This is a genomic window from Cyclobacterium jeungdonense, assembly GCF_010994275.1.
GTDB classification, from domain to species: Bacteria; Bacteroidota; Bacteroidia; order Cytophagales; family Cyclobacteriaceae; genus Cyclobacterium; species Cyclobacterium jeungdonense.
In genome coordinates this window covers 60,624-77,768 of the sequence record NZ_WMCD01000010.1, presented here as the reverse complement: position 1 = coordinate 77,768, position 17,145 = coordinate 60,624, and the positions used below count along the sequence as shown (strand labels likewise).

At 47.0% G+C, this 17,145-nt stretch carries 17 protein-coding genes and 1 riboswitch; of the genes, 6 read left to right on the top strand and 11 right to left on the bottom strand.

From position 1 onward, the window contains the following. Positions 1–8: 8 nt before the first annotated feature. Complete coding sequence (locus GKS34_RS18170) at positions 9–1,013, bottom strand: NAD(P)/FAD-dependent oxidoreductase (protein ID WP_163386408.1); 1,005 nt, start codon at positions 1,011–1,013, stop codon at positions 9–11. 98 nt (positions 1,014–1,111) lie between these two features. Then, positions 1,112–1,546, bottom strand: a complete 435-nt coding sequence (locus tag GKS34_RS18165; protein WP_163386407.1) for a MarR family winged helix-turn-helix transcriptional regulator — start codon at positions 1,544–1,546, stop codon at positions 1,112–1,114. Between the two features lie 184 nt (positions 1,547–1,730). Between GKS34_RS18165 and GKS34_RS18160 the strand changes: the two genes are divergently transcribed. Continuing rightward, positions 1,731–2,516, top strand: a complete 786-nt coding sequence (locus GKS34_RS18160) for an SDR family oxidoreductase (RefSeq protein WP_163386406.1) — start codon at positions 1,731–1,733, stop codon at positions 2,514–2,516. Here GKS34_RS18160 and GKS34_RS23695 read toward each other — a convergent pair. The 5 genes from GKS34_RS23695 to GKS34_RS18140 form a co-directional block, all read right to left on the bottom strand. Next, a complete protein-coding gene (locus tag GKS34_RS23695; protein ID WP_317167986.1) occupies positions 2,511–3,083 on the bottom strand; it encodes a c-type cytochrome in 573 nt (190 codons plus the stop codon). The genes GKS34_RS18160 and GKS34_RS23695 overlap by 6 nt on opposite strands. Then, positions 3,002–3,457 carry a hypothetical protein gene (locus GKS34_RS23690; protein ID WP_317167985.1) on the bottom strand — a complete coding sequence of 152 codons (456 nt, stop codon included), beginning with the start codon at positions 3,455–3,457 and terminating at the stop codon, positions 3,002–3,004. Before GKS34_RS23690 ends, GKS34_RS23695 begins: the two co-directional genes overlap by 82 nt. 225 nt (positions 3,458–3,682) lie before the next feature. Further along, entirely contained in the window at positions 3,683–4,714 is a 1,032-nt protein-coding gene (locus GKS34_RS18150; RefSeq protein WP_163386405.1) for an ABC transporter ATP-binding protein, read from the bottom strand. A gap of 10 nt (positions 4,715–4,724) precedes the next feature. Next, positions 4,725–5,753, bottom strand: a complete 1,029-nt coding sequence (locus GKS34_RS18145) for an iron chelate uptake ABC transporter family permease subunit (RefSeq protein ID WP_163386404.1) — start codon at positions 5,751–5,753, stop codon at positions 4,725–4,727. Further along, on the bottom strand, positions 5,746–6,903 hold the full coding sequence (locus GKS34_RS18140) for an ABC transporter substrate-binding protein (RefSeq protein WP_163386403.1): 1,158 nt from the start codon (positions 6,901–6,903) through the stop codon (positions 5,746–5,748). The genes GKS34_RS18145 and GKS34_RS18140 overlap by 8 nt, the downstream gene beginning before the upstream one ends. Positions 6,904–6,999: 96 nt before the next feature. Beyond that, positions 7,000–7,218, top strand: a riboswitch (cobalamin riboswitch). Between the two features lie 166 nt (positions 7,219–7,384). Between GKS34_RS18140 and GKS34_RS18135 the strand changes: the two genes are divergently transcribed. The 5 genes from GKS34_RS18135 (at position 7,385) to GKS34_RS18115 (ending at position 13,687) form a co-directional block, all read left to right on the top strand. Then, a complete protein-coding gene (locus tag GKS34_RS18135) occupies positions 7,385–9,280 on the top strand; it encodes a TonB-dependent receptor (RefSeq protein ID WP_163386402.1) in 1,896 nt (631 codons plus the stop codon). A 4-nt stretch (positions 9,281–9,284) separates the two neighbouring features. Beyond that, positions 9,285–10,322, top strand: a complete 1,038-nt coding sequence (locus GKS34_RS18130; RefSeq protein ID WP_163386401.1) for a YncE family protein — start codon at positions 9,285–9,287, stop codon at positions 10,320–10,322. A gap of 526 nt (positions 10,323–10,848) precedes the next feature. Then, on the top strand, positions 10,849–11,709 hold the full coding sequence (locus GKS34_RS18125) for a COG1470 family protein (protein ID WP_240459359.1): 861 nt from the start codon (positions 10,849–10,851) through the stop codon (positions 11,707–11,709). 8 nt (positions 11,710–11,717) lie between these two features. After that, positions 11,718–12,671 (top strand): ABC transporter ATP-binding protein, encoded by a 954-nt coding sequence (locus tag GKS34_RS18120; protein ID WP_163386400.1) that lies wholly within the window; start codon positions 11,718–11,720, stop codon positions 12,669–12,671. Positions 12,672–12,682: 11 nt separating this feature from the next. Continuing rightward, the gene (locus tag GKS34_RS18115; protein WP_163386399.1) at positions 12,683–13,687 is read left to right on the top strand and encodes an ABC transporter permease; all 1,005 of its coding nucleotides are present in this window, start codon (positions 12,683–12,685) and stop codon (positions 13,685–13,687) included. Positions 13,688–14,091: 404 nt separating this feature from the next. Here GKS34_RS18115 and GKS34_RS18110 read toward each other — a convergent pair whose 3' ends face one another. From GKS34_RS18110 to ruvC, 4 genes are all read right to left on the bottom strand, one after another. Beyond that, positions 14,092–14,688 carry a hypothetical protein gene (locus GKS34_RS18110; RefSeq protein ID WP_163386398.1) on the bottom strand — a complete coding sequence of 199 codons (597 nt, stop codon included), beginning with the start codon at positions 14,686–14,688 and terminating at the stop codon, positions 14,092–14,094. Then, complete coding sequence (locus tag GKS34_RS18105) at positions 14,689–15,969, bottom strand: LVIVD repeat-containing protein (protein WP_163386397.1); 1,281 nt, start codon at positions 15,967–15,969, stop codon at positions 14,689–14,691. Between the two features lie 116 nt (positions 15,970–16,085). Then, positions 16,086–16,502, bottom strand: coding sequence for a nucleotidyltransferase substrate binding protein (locus GKS34_RS18100; RefSeq protein WP_163386396.1), 417 nt, complete (start codon positions 16,500–16,502; stop codon positions 16,086–16,088). A 66-nt stretch (positions 16,503–16,568) separates the two neighbouring features. After that, positions 16,569–17,144, bottom strand: a complete 576-nt coding sequence (gene ruvC, locus GKS34_RS18095; protein WP_163386395.1) for a crossover junction endodeoxyribonuclease RuvC — start codon at positions 17,142–17,144, stop codon at positions 16,569–16,571. Position 17,145 lies beyond the last annotated feature (1 nt).

The following is a 17,145-nucleotide window of genomic DNA, read 5'->3' as shown; positions in this document are numbered from 1 at the left end:
AAATACGATTAAAATGAATTGACTCCATTAACAGTCGTGTATTTAAAACTTAATTTTTGATCCGGATACACGTATTTGAAAGCAGACTGCATCATAATAGCAGCTTCATGGAATCCACAGAGAATCAATTTTAATTTTCCAGGATAGGTATTGATGTCTCCAATGGCATAAATACGCTCTACTCCCGTAGAATAATCCCGGGTGTCTACTTCGATTGCGTTTCGGTCAACGGTTAGACCCCAATCGGCAATGGGTCCCAATTTGGGGCTGAGACCAAAGAGAGGTATCAGGTAGTCTGTATCGATTTTAATTTTTGTTTTGGCCTTATCCTCTAGAAAGACAGAGGCAAGATGCCCGTTTCCGCCCAATTCTTTCAGGTTAGCGGAAAGGATCAGGTCTATTTTACCCTGGTTTGCCAGGTCAAAAACTTTTGCTGCTGAATCGGGCGCTCCTCTGAATGTTTCATTTCGATGAACAAGCGTAACCCTTTTGGCAACGTCTGACAAGTAAATGGCCCAATCCAGGGCAGAATCTCCACCTCCTGCAAGAATTACCTTTTTATCCCGAAATTGCTCCGGATTTTTCACCATATAGGCCACCCCTTTGCCTTCAAAAGTTTCCAGGTTCTCTAATACCGGCTTTCTGGGTTCGAAACAACCCAATCCTCCGGCAATTACCACCACCTGAGCATGTATCTGAGTTTTATCATTTGTGGTCAAGGTGTACGAACCATCTTCCTGCTTGCTGAGGTGGTCTATACGTTCGCCCAAGGAAAAGGTGGGTTTGAAAGGCTTGATTTGATCCATCAGATTATCTACCAACTCCTGGGCTTTTATCTCAGGATAGCCAGGAATATCGTAAATGGGCTTTTGTGGATAAATTTCCGACAACTGACCGCCAACCTGTGGCAATGCATCTACCAAATGGCAGCGCATCTTCAATAAACCTGCTTCAAAAACGGCAAATAAGCCTACCGGGCCTGCTCCAATAATGCAAATGTCAGTAGTAATCATGGTGTAGCTTGATTGTTTTTAATGGTGGAACCCTACCTGGGTTCGATTGTTTGTACAAATATAATTAGTATAACAACTATTTTAAATTTTCCGATACTTTATTCCTCCAGATTGCCGTAAATGGTATTTAGGATGCGCTTAAATTCCTCAAAATCGCTTTCATTTAAGTTTTCCCAGGCCTTCTGCCGGATCAGCGCAATTTGAGGTTTAAGTTCCGCCACTTTGTCCTTTCCGCCTTTGGTCAGATGAAGCTGGTAGCTCCGTCTGTCTTGCGGGTGAGGGACCCGTTCCACGTAGCCTTTTTTACAAAGTATATCTACAATTCGGGTTAACGTGGGGTGGTCCTTAAATACCAGGTGAGCCAATTCAGTTTGGCTAAGTATATCGTTTTCATCCAGATTTTTTATGACCAGCCATTGGTCAACCGTAATGTCAAAATCCTTCAACTTAAACTTTTGCTGGGCATATTGCTTGACCTTCCTAGCGGTCCTGTCCAACAAAAAAGAATACCTGCTAAATTGCTCGTATGTCATGCCAATAATTAGTACGGCAAATATAATTAATATTTCAATACCTATCCCAACAAACCCTATAAAAATTATAGGTTTTGTTGAATGGTTGTCCGTCTCGTTTTTGCATTTGTCTGATTGGACAGGAAGCGCTATTTTCAGGGATTGCATTTATTATTCAGCACTAATTAATTGTAAACGATACCCTATGAAAATTGACCTTAAAGGATACCACGCGGTCGTTGGAGGAGCTACCCGAGGGTTAGGCCTGGCAACTGCCCGCCAATTGGCTGCTTCAGGAGCTACTGTCACACTGATGGCGCGAAATGAAACCAAATTGAAAGCAGCTCGGGATCTGCTACCGGCGACAGAGGGACAAAAACACGATTACCTGGAAGTGGATTATAGCGATTTTCCTGGATTCCAAAAGCGAAGTACGCAATTTTTTGAAGGCAAAAAAGTGGATATTCTGGTTAACAACACCAACGGACCAAAGGCCGGGACCGTGGATCAAAAGTCTACAGAGGACTACCAGGAGGCCTTTGACCTGTTGTTTAAAACCTACCATCACCTAAGTCACTTACTAGTAACGGGTATGAAATCCCGCGGATACGGGCGAATTCTCAATGTTTCATCCGTTTCCGTAAAAGAACCCCTCCCCAATCTGGTCTTATCAAACAGTATCCGGACGGCTGTTGTCAGTTGGGCCAAAACTTTGGCTGATGCTGTGGCGCCCTTTGGCGTGACGGTGAATTCCATTCTTACCGGCGCTTTTGAAACAGAGCGAATCCGGGAACTGACAGAAAATCAGGCTCAAAAAAGCGACAAGTCGCTCGAGGAACTTATGGAAGCCCGCAAAGCGGTAATTCCAGCTCAGCGGTTTGGCAAGCCGGAAGAATATGGCTATTTGATGGCTTTCCTGGCATCACCACAAGCTGCGTATATCACCGGGGCCAGTATACCTATAGATGGAGGAGCTATCAAAGGGTTATGAATCTTCCTTGGCCAGGAATTTTGTCACTGCATTTTCCACCGGTTCAAGACTTTGCAGGTAGTCAAAGATTGCTGCGAGATCAGTTGTGGTCATTCCGGCATACATGGCCCAGGGCATGATGGTTTGCATTTCTCCCGGGTTTAGTTTGCGGATATGTTCCGGATCTTCATACATTTTAATTCGCTCGATAAACTGTAATTTGCACCAGTTTTTTAGCCTGGTTTCATGCGGAGTGAGGTTGGCTGAGGTCAATACACTTCCATCTGGGAACAAAAAAGACCTCCCTCCGGCCAGGGGTTTACCTGTATAAGATCCGTTTTCGAATTGGGTATGGCAGTCAGCGCATGCCGAGGCCGTAACCAGGTATTTTCCGTAGGCGATCGCATCGCTGGCAGGTGGGCATTTGGTTAATCCGGCTTTCAGGGGCAGGATCCCCATGATCAGGTTGACGAGAAAATCCGGTTTAGAGGCTTCAATTTCCGTGGCTATTGGCTCCAATGAACGAACGTAGGCAATGACCGCCTCGATATCTTCTGCATCAATTTTACCATAATTTGGGTAAGGCATGACAGGAAAAATGGGATTTCCATTTTTTTTACCCCGGTAGTAATCAACCGAAATATTTCTCCATCGCTGTAATCTCCGATGCCCGCCGGAGTAATGTTTGGAGAGACAAAAACTCCCGGAAAACCCATGGTCTGATCAAATCGATCGCCTCCAGTGGCCTCTGTACCAGGTACCGGGGGAGCGCTGAACAAGCTGAAATCCCGTAGGGAATGGCAGTCAATACAAAGCATAACGTGGTTGGCAAGGTATTTTCCTCGGGCTATTTTTTCAGGACTACTCACCACTTTGCAATTTGCCGCTGCGGGTCCCACATTTGGCAAGGCAAAGGAAATGTACAACAAGCCTCCGATGATCAGCAGCGTTAGAAAGGACACCAGGAAGGTCAGGATTTTTTAGAAATTTGGACATGGCTGATTGGGTTTATTGATACTAGCAAAATCCAATAATGGATTATTGTGATTTATTTTGTACCAGGTTTTATTCATCTCATGCTAAAATTATTTTAAAGGGATATTGGTATAATTTAAAATAATAATAATGTATAGTCGACTTAAAATTCTATAAAAAGCTGGTAATCAATTTAAATCAGAAATTTTATTTCAAAAAGAAATTTTCTGTTTTAACCGCTCCTGAAGGAATCGGATCATTTCGGAAATGCTGTCAAATCGGTGCTGGTTTTGAGAAAAAGTGGCCTTTATCGAAAATGGGTTTTCGGAGAGAAAAATCGTGTCAGGCAAGTTAAGTTCGGGATTTTTGCGAAGGGCATTTTTTACCCAGCTGACCAAAGGTTCCGGGCCTTCAATCTTGCAGGGCAGTGGGGCTGTATTGCGGATAATCTTTCCAGTAACAGCATCTACCCTCCATTTTTTCCCTGGTAATAGTCGTTGAATGCCCCCACTAATCATCAGGTCCTCCGGGCTGCCGGTCAGCAGGGGCTGCCTGGCGTCCATTAGCCAGAGTTTATCGGCTGTTTCCAGGGCTACTTCGAGATCATGGGTGACTACTAAAATGGCCTTGGAAGCTTTTCTGGCCAGGTCACGTAGCAGGTACATGATCTCAAACCGATTGCTGAGATCCAGGTGTGCGGTCGGCTCGTCCAAAACCATAATGGGACTGTCTTGGGCCAGGGCTCTGGCAATGAGTGCCGTTTGTCGCTGACCATCGCTAAGTGCAGAAACGTTTTTATGCGCCAGTTGGCTGATGGAGGTAAGCTCCATTACTTCGTTTATTTTGGCCTGATCTACAGGGTTTAGTTGCCCCCACCAACCGGTATGCGGAATCCTTCCCAGGGCTACCAAATCCCTGACGGTTAGCAGACCGGTAGCGATTTTTTCGGTAAGGACTACGGCTACTCTTTTTGCCCGCTCCTTTTCCGAAAGGTGGGAAGCGGGGGAATTACCCAGCCAGACTTCTCCCTTAAGGGGAGGATGCTGGTGCATAATGGCTTTGAGCAAGGTGGATTTGCCCACCCCATTGGGTCCCATCAGGCAGGTAAGTTCCTTTCTGAAAAGAGAAAAGCTGACACCTGAGGCTACCCGATGGGTTTTCGCTCCCGAGCGATAGCCCAGTTCCAAATCGTTTGCACGAACAAATCCCTCTTTATCGCTTTGCCTATTTTCTGGATTTTCCATCGATGCCAGGTTAAAATTCCTCACTAAAACTTCGTTTCATGATCATCCATATGATCAGGGGAGCCCCAAAAGCGGTGGTGACCGCATTGATGGGCAGGCTGGTAGCCATACCGGGCAACTGGCTGATGGTATCGCAGGCCAAGAGGATCAATACGCCTACACCTGCAGTGGCAGGGAACAATATAGAATGGCTTTGGGTACGGAACAGCAGTCTGGCCAAATGGGGAACCGCTATGCCGATAAATGCTATGGGTCCGCAGAAAGCCGTGATGCTTCCGGTAAGTATGCCCGTGCTGAGGATCATGGTCCACCTTAATTTTTGAAAATTAATGCCCATGCTCATAGCGTAAGTCTCTCCTAATAGCATGGCATTGTAGGATTTGATGGCGAATAGAGCAGGTATGAGTCCAAGAACAACCGCTCCTGCCAAATACCCCAAATCTTCCCATCCCGTATTTCCCAAATTGCCCATGGACCAGATGGTAAAAAGTTTCAATTCCTCTGCGGCGCTAAAATAAGCCAGCAAGGTAATTACCGAAGAAGTGGCACTGCCAAACATCAACCCCACGATCAATAAGGTCATGCTATCCTTTACCTTCCAGGCTGCCAGCCCCATCAGTATCAGCACGCCCATGGCGCCTGCACTTGCGGCGCCTACCAACGACCAGCTATTGCCCGGATTACCCAGAACCTGTATGCCAAAAGCCGTTCCTGCCATGGTAAGCAACGCCACCCCTAAACCGGCACCCGAACTAATGCCCAGCACGTAGGGTCCGGCAAGGGGATTTCTAAAAAAGGTTTGCATTTGGAGGCCACTTAGGGAAAGCCCTATACCTGCTAAAAGGACTGTCAGGGATTTGGGTAACCGGTATTCCATCAGGATTATTTCCCAACTGCTATGTGGAAAAGGATTGCCGGCAATACGCTCAAGTAAGGATTTCAGAGGTATTTGAACACTTCCCAGGCTCAGGTTTACCAGCCAAAGGATGCCGCATAAGAGAAGCACAATTACCAGCCGTTGGGATCTAAACTTATTCATCCAGCCTTTGAAAATAGTGAAAATCATGATCCCCGGCTTCTTCCGGATACATAATTTTGATCATATCCAATAAAACCCAATCCGGTCGCAAATATCCTTCTTCAAAGTACATCAAGCCACCGGTTTCCCCCTTTTTAAGGGTGTAGGTATAAACTTCATTTGTCTGGAAGGCCTGGAAATTTTTGTATTTTGGATTCTGTTCGCCCATTTGGCTCAGGGAAGCATGATCTGCTGCCCCTATCCACAAGTTAGCCGCCCGGGCTTTTTCCAGCACATATTCGTAATTCAAAGACAAACTTCCCATACCCGCCAGATCCTGAAATACATAATTACCCCCTGCATCTCCAATTAACCTGGCTACCCAACTGTCTTTTCCGGGTGCATACCAGACGTCTTTGTACAACGTTCCGGAGAGTACGGTCGGCCGATTTTCGACTGGAATGGAACCTGTAATTTTACTCGCCGACAGGTAGTTAGATTCAATGTGCGAAAATATACTGTCTGCTTCCTCCATTTTTCCCAAAAGTGCACCCGTGGCCTTGATCCACTCGGCCTTACCTAAAGGATGGGCTTCTAAAAACTCGCCATTAACAACCACGGGAATTTTTGCTGCATGTAGCCGGTCGGCTAAATTTAGTACCTCACCGAAACCGGAAACCATGACCCAATCCGGGTCTGATGCAATGATTCTCTCCAAATCCGGAGAGGGACCGGTACCCAGTTCAATCACCTTGCGACTTGCTATCCGTTTTGTAATGGCAGGAGAGGATATCAGGTCCAGGTTGGGAAAGGCCATCAGCCGATCCGCCGCGTCCAGGTAGGTTAGGTGGGGGATTTGGGTGGTAGCGGTGAGTATGATTTTTTTGCTCCCCATGGGAATGGTTCCGGTTAGTTCCGGCTCCTCACTGCCAGGAGCTTTTGAGGGATCTTGGATTAGAAACAAGGCTTCTTTCCCATTTTCAGGATGAATTTCCAACAGGTAACCGGAAACTACCTTGTAAATAGAAAATCCTTGTGCGTAGGACAACGGAATTTCCTCTCTATTTTCCATCAGGGAGGTTTCAGAAGAATCCTCTTTATTGTCACAGGAAAAGCAAGCCGCCAGAAGCAAGGCACATAAAAAGCAAATTCCTGAGGGTCGTAATTGCATTTTTGAATGTAATTTGGAATCCAAAGTAAACCATTGTGACATCCAATTCCAACAGCTAATTTTTGGAGAAAATTTTTTGAATGCAGATTTTCCCGTATGTTTGCCCCGATTAATGGTTCCCGAACCTGCACCAGGCTCTCGGGATTAATAGGGAATCCGGTGGAAATCCGGAGCTGTCCCCGCAACTGTAACCCATGCCTCTGGTCGGATACCGGCTAGAGGGGTTGTTCATCCTCTGCCATTGTCCTTTTTAAGGGACGAGAAGGCGGAACAACGAAGGGAAGTCAGGAGACCTGCCATTTTTTATTGTATTCAACGCTTTCGGGAGAAAGGCGGAGAAGTAGGGTTTTAAAAATTACCATTTCTGTTACTCCAGGCTGGGCGGATTGTTTTCCGACAAAAGCAAGCCTTTGGTGTATCCAAGGTATAACCTGTTTTCTCTTGCCATTTCTATCCGGATTAGAAAGAAACCGATTCTACCATGGCAGCAGAAAAAATAGGTGTTCCAATTCTGGCGATTTTATGGCTACTGTTACCGGTATGGGGTTTTTCGCAGGAGCTGCTGCGGGATACAGTGGATTTGGACCCCGTGGAGGTAGCTGCGGTACCGATGAGTACTTTCGCTTACGGGCAACGGGTCCGTACCCTTGGATTCTCTGAGGCGGAAGGACCTGCCGCGGTTTCCTTGGGCGACCTTCTCCAGGATCGCACCGGACTTTTTATCCGCTCCTACGGGCCGGGAATGACGGCTTCGCTAAGCATGAGAGGCACCTCTGCCGGGCACAATGCCTTGTTTTGGAACGGGCTGCCGGTCAATAGCCCCTCCCTGGGGCAGGCGGATTATTCCATTTTCCCCATGGCAGGTATGGATCAGGTGGACATTCACTACGGAAGTGCCGGCGCTCTGTACGGAACCGATGCCATAGGAGGAGCCGTCCATCTCTCCACTTCCCTTCCTGTAAACAAAAAAAGGAACACCAGCGTCACCACCCAATTGGGGAGTTTTGGTAACTGGCGACAGGAAATAAGTCATCAACAGCGTATTAAATCCATTTCCTTTCGGACCAGCCTGTATCGAAACGCATTGGCTAACAGGTTCTCGTATACGGATTGGGCCAGTCAGGACACGCCGGTCCGGTACCAGGACCATGCGGCTGTTAACCAACTGGGATGGGTGCAGGATTTGCGTGCCGACATCGGAGAAGGTCAGGTTTTGAAGGCTTCTCTCTGGCTGGGGGAAATACAGCGGGAGATTCAACCCGTCCTGGGTTCATCGGGCAGAGATACCCAAGAGGATGTTAACCTCAGAGCGGTGGTGGATTATATCAAAAACGGTCAGAAAACCACCTGGAATATCAAGGCAGGACTCGTACGAGATCGCATGGCATTTAACAGGGAGGTAAACCTGACGCTACAGGCCTTGCTGGCAGCAGATGTGGACTGGGAACTTTCCGACAAATGGCAAAGCCGTTCAGGAGTTCGTTATACACGTATTCAAGGTGATTTATCGACCTATTCTCGTACAGAACAGCGCATCGAAATGTATCAGGCGACCAATTACAAACCCCTGGATAACCTGGGTTTTTCCCTACAGTTGAGGCAGTTGCTGCACGAAGGAAAGCCGGTTCCCTTTACGCCGGGGTTGGGAGTTTCCTGGACATTTTTTAAAAATCCAGTACAGCAGTGGGAGCTGTCGGGAAATGGATCCAAAGGGTTCAAAGTTCCCACCTTGAATGATCGGTACTGGGTGCCCGGGGGAAACCCGGATCTTGCTTCCGAGCAAAGCTGGAGCAAAGAACTGGGCCTGAACCAAAAATTCAACAACAACAACTTGCAGTTTAGCAACCGGCTTTCCCTCTTTCATATGAGCGTGGATAATTGGATCATCTGGCTTCCGGAGGAATCCTATTGGACACCAAAAAATGTGCGTAAGGTGGTCAGTAAGGGACTGGAGTATTTTATGGAATGGGAGCTGAGACAGGGAAAATGGGATCTGGGATGGGAAGCCGATTATGCCTGGACCCATACCAGCAATCGCAGCGTTGCCGCAGGAAATGAGCTGGAGTTGGGTAAACAACTACCCTATGTTCCGCGCCATAAGGTGCAACTGCGCTGGAACGTTAAAAAGGACCGGTTTTCTGGCTTTGTTTCAGGACAATACACCGGTGAACGCTTTGTCACCTCCGATAACCGTACCGCGCTGCCGGCCTTTTCGCTTTGGGGCGCGGGTATTTCCCATGATTTTGCCTGGAAGGAATGGGTGACCGGAACGGTTGGGCTACAGGTCCATAATGTATGGGATACAGATTATCAGATACTTCGCCTAAGGCCTATGCCCGGAAGAAATTTTCAATTTAGTATACATTTAGACCTATAAAAAAATGAAGTTAGCTAGTAAAATCCTATTTTTTTCCCTTTTGGTATCCTGTGGAACGGATCCGGTAGAAATTCCACGTGGTGCCTACGAAAAAGGGGTCCTGGTAATCAATGAAGGGGCCTTTGGAGCCAATGATGGAGAGATTTACCACTACGATACCGAAACCGGAGAAGTAGAATCTTCCATTTTTGAAAAAACGAATGCGCGTCCCTTTGCCGGTTTGATTCAAAATATGCGGTCATTCGGAGCCTATCATTACCTGGTCGCCAATACGGGCAAGGTGGAAATCGTCAGATCATCGGATTTTATGAGCGTGGGAGCGGTAGAAGGAGAGCTGCTCAACTCCCGTTCCCTGGTGGCTTCGGGAGAGAAATTGTTTATCAGCGATTGGGGCGCCTACGATGAAGCCTGGAATAACCCGGATTCGTTTATCGCCGTGGTCAATGACCTGGAGGGCGGTTCGATTGCCAATAAAATCGATATCGCCTCCAGACCCGAAGGTCTGATAATCAGTGGAAACCGGATTTTGGTGGCCTGTCAGCAGGATCAGGTGATTTCTGTCCTAAATCCTGAAAATGAAACCGTGGAAAAGACCGTACCGGTAAGCGGCACCCCTTTTTATTTCTTTGAATACGCCAACCATACCTACCTGTACGCCAACGATGCCGAAAACGTGTATGTGCACCAAATAGATCCGGTAACATTTGAGGTAGATGAAACGCATACCTTTGGAGTTGCCAACAGCATTTATAATGGCAATTTTGCCCATTCAGGAGGTGGAGAACTATTTGTCATTAGCAACCAGGCCAACGAAGATGTGGTAATCAAGCTGTCCCTGAGTACCGGAACGGTTGTGGAGGAGCGTTTTTATTCGGGAAATAATTTTTACGGATTGGGATACGATGAAGCAACGCAAACCTTATTTATAGGAGAGCATGCCGGCTGGCAGGGAAACGGATCGGTACTGCGTGTCAATTCAGCCGGGGAACTGATAGACCAATTACCGGTAGGTAGAGGTCCCAGTGGCTTTTATTTTCCTTGAATTTCATAGGATGATGTGGTGATTTCCAGAGCCTGAGCGGAGTCGAAGGCGTGGTTTAATGATGTGCTGATAAAGTCGTCACTGCGATAATTAATTTTTTTTAAACGCAGAAATCGGGATGACGATGTTTATTTTTAACGATTTGAAAATCAACATGTTAAATATGTAAAAAGTGACTTCAAATCACCTCTCCCCATCCCCCTTCTGTTTTCAGGAGGGGGATGGGGGAGAATTGCGTAATCGCTCCGGCAGCCGCGGCAGTCTGTCGGTGTACGATTTGCGTTACTCGTTTTCTAAGGATGACTTCCGTTCCCGCTCCGGATCAGATTGCTTCGCTTGGCTCGCCGTGACGGGTATTGATGAGAGCTCGTTTGAGGGTATGTTAAAAAATGTTAATTTCTTAATTGAGGTCTTGTGTAAATTCTGCTTCTCACATAAAATTGTCATCACAATTCTTGAAGTTATCTCAAGGTAAATAGGGTCGGATTTTACGATAGTAGTTTTATTCATAATTTCTCTTATTTATATGAACACAGTAGGTAATTTTAACAAAATGAGCTCCAAGCGGGGCATGGATTGTTTGCTCGCATCATTGATTATTGTTTTTGTATCCCTGCTTCCCTTAAAAGCCCCGGCGCAGGATACCGGCGACGGGGCTTCGTTTACCGCAAGTCTTCTCAATATTGAAGCCCCTGTCAATGAAACCTTCCGCTACCAGGCCACACTGAAAAACAGTTCTGCACAAGCCCAGGTGTATGAACTAAGTGCAGAGGGTCCCGAAGGCTGGAGGGTCGTCTTCAAAGCCAAGGGCAGTCAGGTCACTTCGCTAAACGTGGATCCTGGGAAAACGGAAAATCTCACCATTGAAATGCGACCGGCCTACGGGGCAGGGCCGTCCAAATATGTCGTCCCCGTTCATGCCCATGCGGATAATGAGACACTATCACTTGAGCTTGAAGCAGTGGTAGAAGGATCCTATGCATTGGAGCTTACTACTCCTTCGGGGCGCCTGAGTGGTGAAGTAACCGAGGGAGAAAAGGCCGAAATACTTCTTCAGGTCAAAAACACGGGCTCGCTGGCCTTGAATGATATTACCTTTTCTTCACAGAACCCACCCAATTGGAAGGCCACGTTTTCTCCTTCCGAAATTCAGCAGCTGGATCCCGGAGAGAGCGTGGATGTGCTGGCAACCCTGTCCGTTCCGGATAAAACCCTGGCTGGGGATTATGTCAGTAATTTTACTGCCAAAAATGCATCAAGTACCAGTACCGCCACCTATAGAATGACCGTCAAAACCTCCATGTTGTCTGGCTGGGTGGGTATGCTGGTGATCTTGTTGGCAATAGGTTTTGTTTTTTACCTCATCCGAAAATTTGGCAGGAGATAATCAACGTTATGAATAACCCAATCATAGAGTTGAAGCGCCTGACAAAGACGTATGGCGACTTCAAAGCAGTGAATGAATTGGATCTTACGGTAAACAAGGGGGAAATATTTGGATTACTGGGCCCCAATGGAGCCGGAAAGACGACGACCATCCTCATGATGATGGGGCTGACGGAACCCAGTTCGGGCACGGCCCGTGTTTGCGGATTTAATGCCACCAAGGATCCCCTTTCGGTCAAGCGGCTTGTAGGTTATATGCCGGATAGTGTCGGTTTTTACGATACGATGACGGGCCTCGAAAACCTGATGTACGTGGGGGAACTGAATGGAATTCCACGATCCGAAGTGGAGGAACGGGCCCTTGCCACCCTGGACCTGGTAGGGATGTCCGGTGACGCCATCCATAAGAAGACCGCCGCCTATTCCCGGGGAATGAAGCAGCGCCTGGGACTGGCAGAAGTGCTTATCAAAGATCCGAAGGTCATTATTTTGGATGAACCCACCTTGGGAATCGACCCAAGCGGGGTGAAGGAGTTCCTGGCGCTCATTTTGCGCCTGAGCCGTGAGAAGGGGCTTACGGTATTGCTTTCGTCCCACCACCTCCATCAGGTGCAGCAGGTTTGTGACCGGGTAGGCATCTTTGTCAAGGGAGAACTGCTGGCAGAAGGTACCATCGATACGCTTTCAAACCTGATTTTTGCTGAAAAATCGTACGAGGTCCATGTCAGTCTGGAAAATGTCATCGACCTTCCCTGGAAGGATGAGGCGGAAATGCTTCAACTGGACGCTGTCCAACAGGTCAGGGTACAGGACCAAATTATCGGAATAACAAGCAGCAGGGACCTGACCCCCGCTATCGTTCGGTTTTTTGTGCAAAAAGGCTATGACGTTTCCGGCGTACAAAAGAAAGAATATGGATTGGAGGAAATTTACGAAAGGTATTTTGAGAAAAATCTAACTTAAAATAGCAGTCAATGAAAGCAATCAAGGATCTATTTGACAGTCATTCTTCGACAACTACAGAAACGCGACCCCATCCCTTTTGGGTGATGGTACGAAAAGAAATTTCCGGTCATATTCGTAGCTGGCGATTTTTGGTACTGCTGCTTCTCATTCTCCTAACATTTTGGGGCAGTATATCGGTGGCACTGAGCAATATACGTGAGGTGGTGGCCGATGCAAAGGACCCGGATCGGTTGTTCCTGTACCTGAAGTTGCTCACCACCACCGAAGGCACGCTGCCACCGTTCCATGTGTTTCTGAATTTTCTGGGCCCCATCGTGGGTATCAGCCTTGGATTTGATGCGATTAACTCCGAGCAGCAAAATGGAACCTTGACCCGTATCATGGCGCAGCCGGTCTATCGGGATAATTTACTCTTGTCGAAATTTGTCAGTGCGCTGACACTGGTCGGGAGCTTATTGTTGACACTCTCCTTATTGATGATCGGTGGGGGCATCCTGATCACCGGAGTGCTCATCGAGGCAGAGGAAGTGTTTAGAATATTCAGTTTTACGGTCCTTTGCACGGTCTATGTGGGGTTTTGGCTGGGGCTTTCCATCTTATTGTCGATCATTTTCAAACAGGCTTCCACATCCGCACTAACGGCAATTGGTATTTGGTTGTTCTTTACCGTATTCTACCAAATCATCATCGACTTTCTTGCTGGTACGGTGATTCCAGCTGCCAACGAGTTTTCTCAAACGGATGTGATCCGTTACAATAAATTGATTTTAAACTTGTTGCGGCTATCACCCAGTCAGCTTTTTACCGATGCGACGACCACCTTATTGATACCTTCGGTGAGGAGCCTGGGACCGATCACGATGGAACAGATGGCCGGTGCGATCCCTTCACCACTTCCCTTGCGGGACAGTCTGATGATCGTATGGCCTCAGGTCAGTGGCCTGATCGCTGCTACGATGATGTGTTTTGCAGCTTCGTATTACCTGTTTATGCGTCGGGAAATAAGGGGGTAATTCGGAACGTAGGGATGTACAGGACCGTACTTATAACGAGCTGTTTCGGGGATTCGCGTCAGGTTGAAAAAAGGGTGCACCACAGATAGCACAGATTAACACAGATAAAAAGATGAGTACTGGGTGAAGTATGTCGCTTCACCCAGTTATTTTAGGAGCGATATGCAGATTAGAGCTGGCCAAAAAGCCATTTTTAATGGCATTCCGGATGTGTTTTAAGAACGATTTTCTTTACGGCTGGTCCATGGTATCCAGGTGTCGGACCGTTTTGGGGATTACAAATCCCCCTTATCTGGACGACGGAATTACAAATTCCGAGGAGCTCCGCTGTTCGACAATTGTAATGTCAAACTCCAGATATCCAGGATTTGCAATCCTGTTTTTGTGACCAATATTTCAATTTTTCAAAACCAATATCCCAACCGATACACCACATTATTAAAGGTGATTTTGTCTTTGGCGTAATAACTCCAGTCCTCTGGTCGATTCCGATCAGGGGAAAGTTCCCGGGGATTAGCGGTGGTGAGATGGTAAATTTGACGTTTATATGCCAGGCTGAACGACCAGAAATTCGCCTTCTTGTTTTTAATCCTCAGCCCTATGCTGGACTGCCCCATAAATCCTCCGTCCTGCCAGCGGTGTTCGTTCCATGTGGTAACAACAGTAGGTTCTAGCAGGGTGGAGCCGAATCCCAGATCCACGCCTCCATACAATTGCCACTTATTCAAAGGATTTAAAATGCCGCGCCACCCCATGGCGATGGGCACCACAGAGAGGCTGCCATATTGGTCCAGCCCTGTTACAAATCCAAAAGCATGCCGCTCGGAAAGTTGAAGCCCGTTGAAGGTTTGGAAGGTGAAGTTGATTCGCTCACCAAAATTATCCCTGCCGGTGAGTATCCCTATTTCCGAATGATGGGTGTAAGAAAAGGCCTGTCCCCAGCTGTTAGAAGGACAGGCCAAATATAGGGTCGCTGCAAAAATGGTGTATATGACCTTCATTTAGCGAAACGATACGTTTATACAGCTTAATTTCTTCAGTTTTTCTGGATTGGAGTAGTCAAACTGACAAACGCCATCCGGGCCAATCACAATCAGGGATTTGGGCCCGGGTATAATGTCTATGGCAGTAAAATCTTTCAGGTGCTCCAAACGGTTATTACTGATCTCCAAGACATCTGCTACGTTAAAACTCTTCAATCCGTACTCGCCTTCTGCAAGGTACAAATAATCTCCCGAAAGACCTAGTCCATGTGGGTTATCCATGGGGTAGGATTTGATTAACTGAGGATTGTATAGGTCTTTAATATCCAGCACGTGCAATTCATCGGCACCCATGCGACAAAGTGCAGCACTTCTTAGAGTCACAAAAGCGTAATCATCGTTTACGACCACGGGGTCACAGGAAGTCACGTGTTCGTACACTGCCATTTTTTGGGGATCGGACGGGTTGCTGGCATCGTAAATATGCATGCCGGTCATGGAACCGATAAATAATTTTCCTTTGAAGGGGAAAATGGTTTCGATACCCCAGCCCAGGTTAATGTTTTTCAGGTATTGCGGATCGGTAGGTTCTTCCACACTGAATACCCGCAGGTCGTAATCATCCACGGTATAAAGGTGACCGCCCAGTAGGGTAAATCGTGCCATGGAACCACCCTGACCGTAACTTTGTCCACCAGCCTTACCGCTGTAGGAAGCCAGGGATTCCATGGCCATAAAATCCGATCTAAAAGCCGGCCTTCCCCAGCTGGACCACATCATATTGGGATCAGTGGAACTTATCAGGGTATCTTTGTAGGTGACGATGGTTCCGGTTTCTTCATTGGAATACAGGTTGGGGAAAACATCTTCCTCCCTTTTGACCATTTCAATGTCCTGTGGATCGGAAATGTCAAAAGCCAAAAGATCTACGTAATTGTCGGCATAGAGAATATTATCATTGATCGCCATGTCTCCCGTTCCCGGGATGTTGATAAAATTCAGGTTCCGTGGACTGGCTGGGTCGGTATTGTCCAGAATATGGATTCCTTTTCCGGGTTCGGATATAAAAAGGTAATCGCCAAAAATGTAAATTTTACCAGGATTGTCCAGCGGTTTGGCCGGTTCGATGATAATATCTGCTTCCCTAAAGGTATTCACCTGTAGGAAGACCGGCACCTGGGTTTGGTAGGTGTAGGTGGATTCCAGTTGATCTTCACAGGAAGGAAAAACCAATACCAGCATGAGCGAGAGCATCAGCTGCATGGTCAAGCGGAATTTTTTTTGTAAATGTGTCTTCATGGCCTATTGGAACGTATTTGAAAAGGTTTTCAGGGACATCTCATTTAGATGCTTATTCCTGAGACGCAATGGATTGCAAAAGTGCTACACCGGAACTCGTTTTTTTTGATTTTAATTTAGGTGTCCAGGTTTTTTTCCATGACCCGTTCAAATCCTTCTAAAAAATGGATGTATTTTTTTACAATATTTTCTGTCAAAGAACCCAGATAATCACCCGGATAGAGGGGATTGTATTTAATCCGGCAAATGATCATGTCCAGCCATCCCTGACCATCGTCGATCAAGTCCGCGTGAAAAGCCTCTACGGTGGCATCCCTGGATCCGGAAAAAGCAGGCTTTCCCTGATTCCTGAAATAGGCAGCGATGGTTTCCAGGGCGGCGTCATGGGCTTTTTCAAAGGACTTGACTATTTCAGCCCGAATCCTGTCATCCATACCATGACTTTTGCCTTCCTGAATCACATCTCTCAAGTCATTGAGTCGGTTGACGAACTCCGCATAGCAATTTTCGCAATCCAATACCATTTTTTTCATACCCTTCCTATTTTTAGGCCTTCTCTAATGTACCAATTAACCGTTGAAATCGGAATTTTTAGGTTGTTATTTTTTAATTCGGTCCGGGTTTTCAGACAGAAAGGACTTCCAGCCCCCGCTTCTTCCGCGGGTTTGTACACGCCCTTCGTGGAAATGATGGCACAGCGCTACCGCAAGGGCATCCGTTGCATCTAGCAGTTGGGGCAGTTCCTGCAGGTTCAACAGGGTTTTCAGCATTTCTGCTACTTGTACCTTGGAGGCATTTCCGTTGCCGGTAACCGATTGTTTTACCTTCTTGGGGGCGTATTCCGTAATAGCTATTTCTTTGGCAAGTGCTGCTGCCATGGCCACGCCCTGAGCCCTTCCCAATTTGAGCATGGATTGCACATTTTGACCGTAAAAGGGGGCTTCGAGTGCCACTGCATCGGGGGAAAACTCATCCAGAATGCCACTGATTTTGTCAAATATTTTTTTCAGTTTCAATGCATGGTCACTGTATTTTTTTAAATGGATAACACCAAACTGCAGCAACGAATAGCTATTGCCCCGAACTAAAATAAGCCCATATCCCATGACCGTGGTACCTGGGTCAATACCCAAAATTATTTTTTCCTTCTGCTGAATTTTTGCTTCTTTACCCATC

Bases quoted from the DNA above. Each gene is read 5' to 3' on its own strand.
- GKS34_RS18140 (WP_163386403.1), bottom strand. From the start codon at position 6,903: ATGCAATTACGACCCTCAGGAATTTGCTTTTTATGTGCCTTGCTTCTG.
- GKS34_RS18165 (WP_163386407.1), bottom strand. From the start codon at position 1,546: ATGACATACGAGCAATTTAGCAGGTATTCTTTTTTGTTGGACAGGACC.
- GKS34_RS18115 (WP_163386399.1), top strand. From the start codon at position 12,683: ATGAAAGCAATCAAGGATCTATTTGACAGTCATTCTTCGACAACTACA.
- ruvC (WP_163386395.1), bottom strand. From the start codon at position 17,144: ATGGGTAAAGAAGCAAAAATTCAGCAGAAGGAAAAAATAATTTTGGGT.
- GKS34_RS18100 (WP_163386396.1), bottom strand. From the start codon at position 16,502: ATGAAAAAAATGGTATTGGATTGCGAAAATTGCTATGCGGAGTTCGTC.
- GKS34_RS18105 (WP_163386397.1), bottom strand. From the start codon at position 15,969: ATGAAGACACATTTACAAAAAAAATTCCGCTTGACCATGCAGCTGATG.
- GKS34_RS18150 (WP_163386405.1), bottom strand. From the start codon at position 4,714: ATGGAAAATCCAGAAAATAGGCAAAGCGATAAAGAGGGATTTGTTCGT.
- GKS34_RS18130 (WP_163386401.1), top strand. From the start codon at position 9,285: ATGAAGTTAGCTAGTAAAATCCTATTTTTTTCCCTTTTGGTATCCTGT.
- GKS34_RS18125 (WP_240459359.1), top strand. From the start codon at position 10,849: ATGAACACAGTAGGTAATTTTAACAAAATGAGCTCCAAGCGGGGCATG.
- GKS34_RS18120 (WP_163386400.1), top strand. From the start codon at position 11,718: ATGAATAACCCAATCATAGAGTTGAAGCGCCTGACAAAGACGTATGGC.
- GKS34_RS18145 (WP_163386404.1), bottom strand. From the start codon at position 5,753: ATGAATAAGTTTAGATCCCAACGGCTGGTAATTGTGCTTCTCTTATGC.
- GKS34_RS23695 (WP_317167986.1), bottom strand. From the start codon at position 3,083: ATGCCTTACCCAAATTATGGTAAAATTGATGCAGAAGATATCGAGGCG.
- GKS34_RS18110 (WP_163386398.1), bottom strand. From the start codon at position 14,688: ATGAAGGTCATATACACCATTTTTGCAGCGACCCTATATTTGGCCTGT.
- GKS34_RS18135 (WP_163386402.1), top strand. From the start codon at position 7,385: ATGGCAGCAGAAAAAATAGGTGTTCCAATTCTGGCGATTTTATGGCTA.
- GKS34_RS18160 (WP_163386406.1), top strand. From the start codon at position 1,731: ATGAAAATTGACCTTAAAGGATACCACGCGGTCGTTGGAGGAGCTACC.
- GKS34_RS18170 (WP_163386408.1), bottom strand. From the start codon at position 1,013: ATGATTACTACTGACATTTGCATTATTGGAGCAGGCCCGGTAGGCTTA.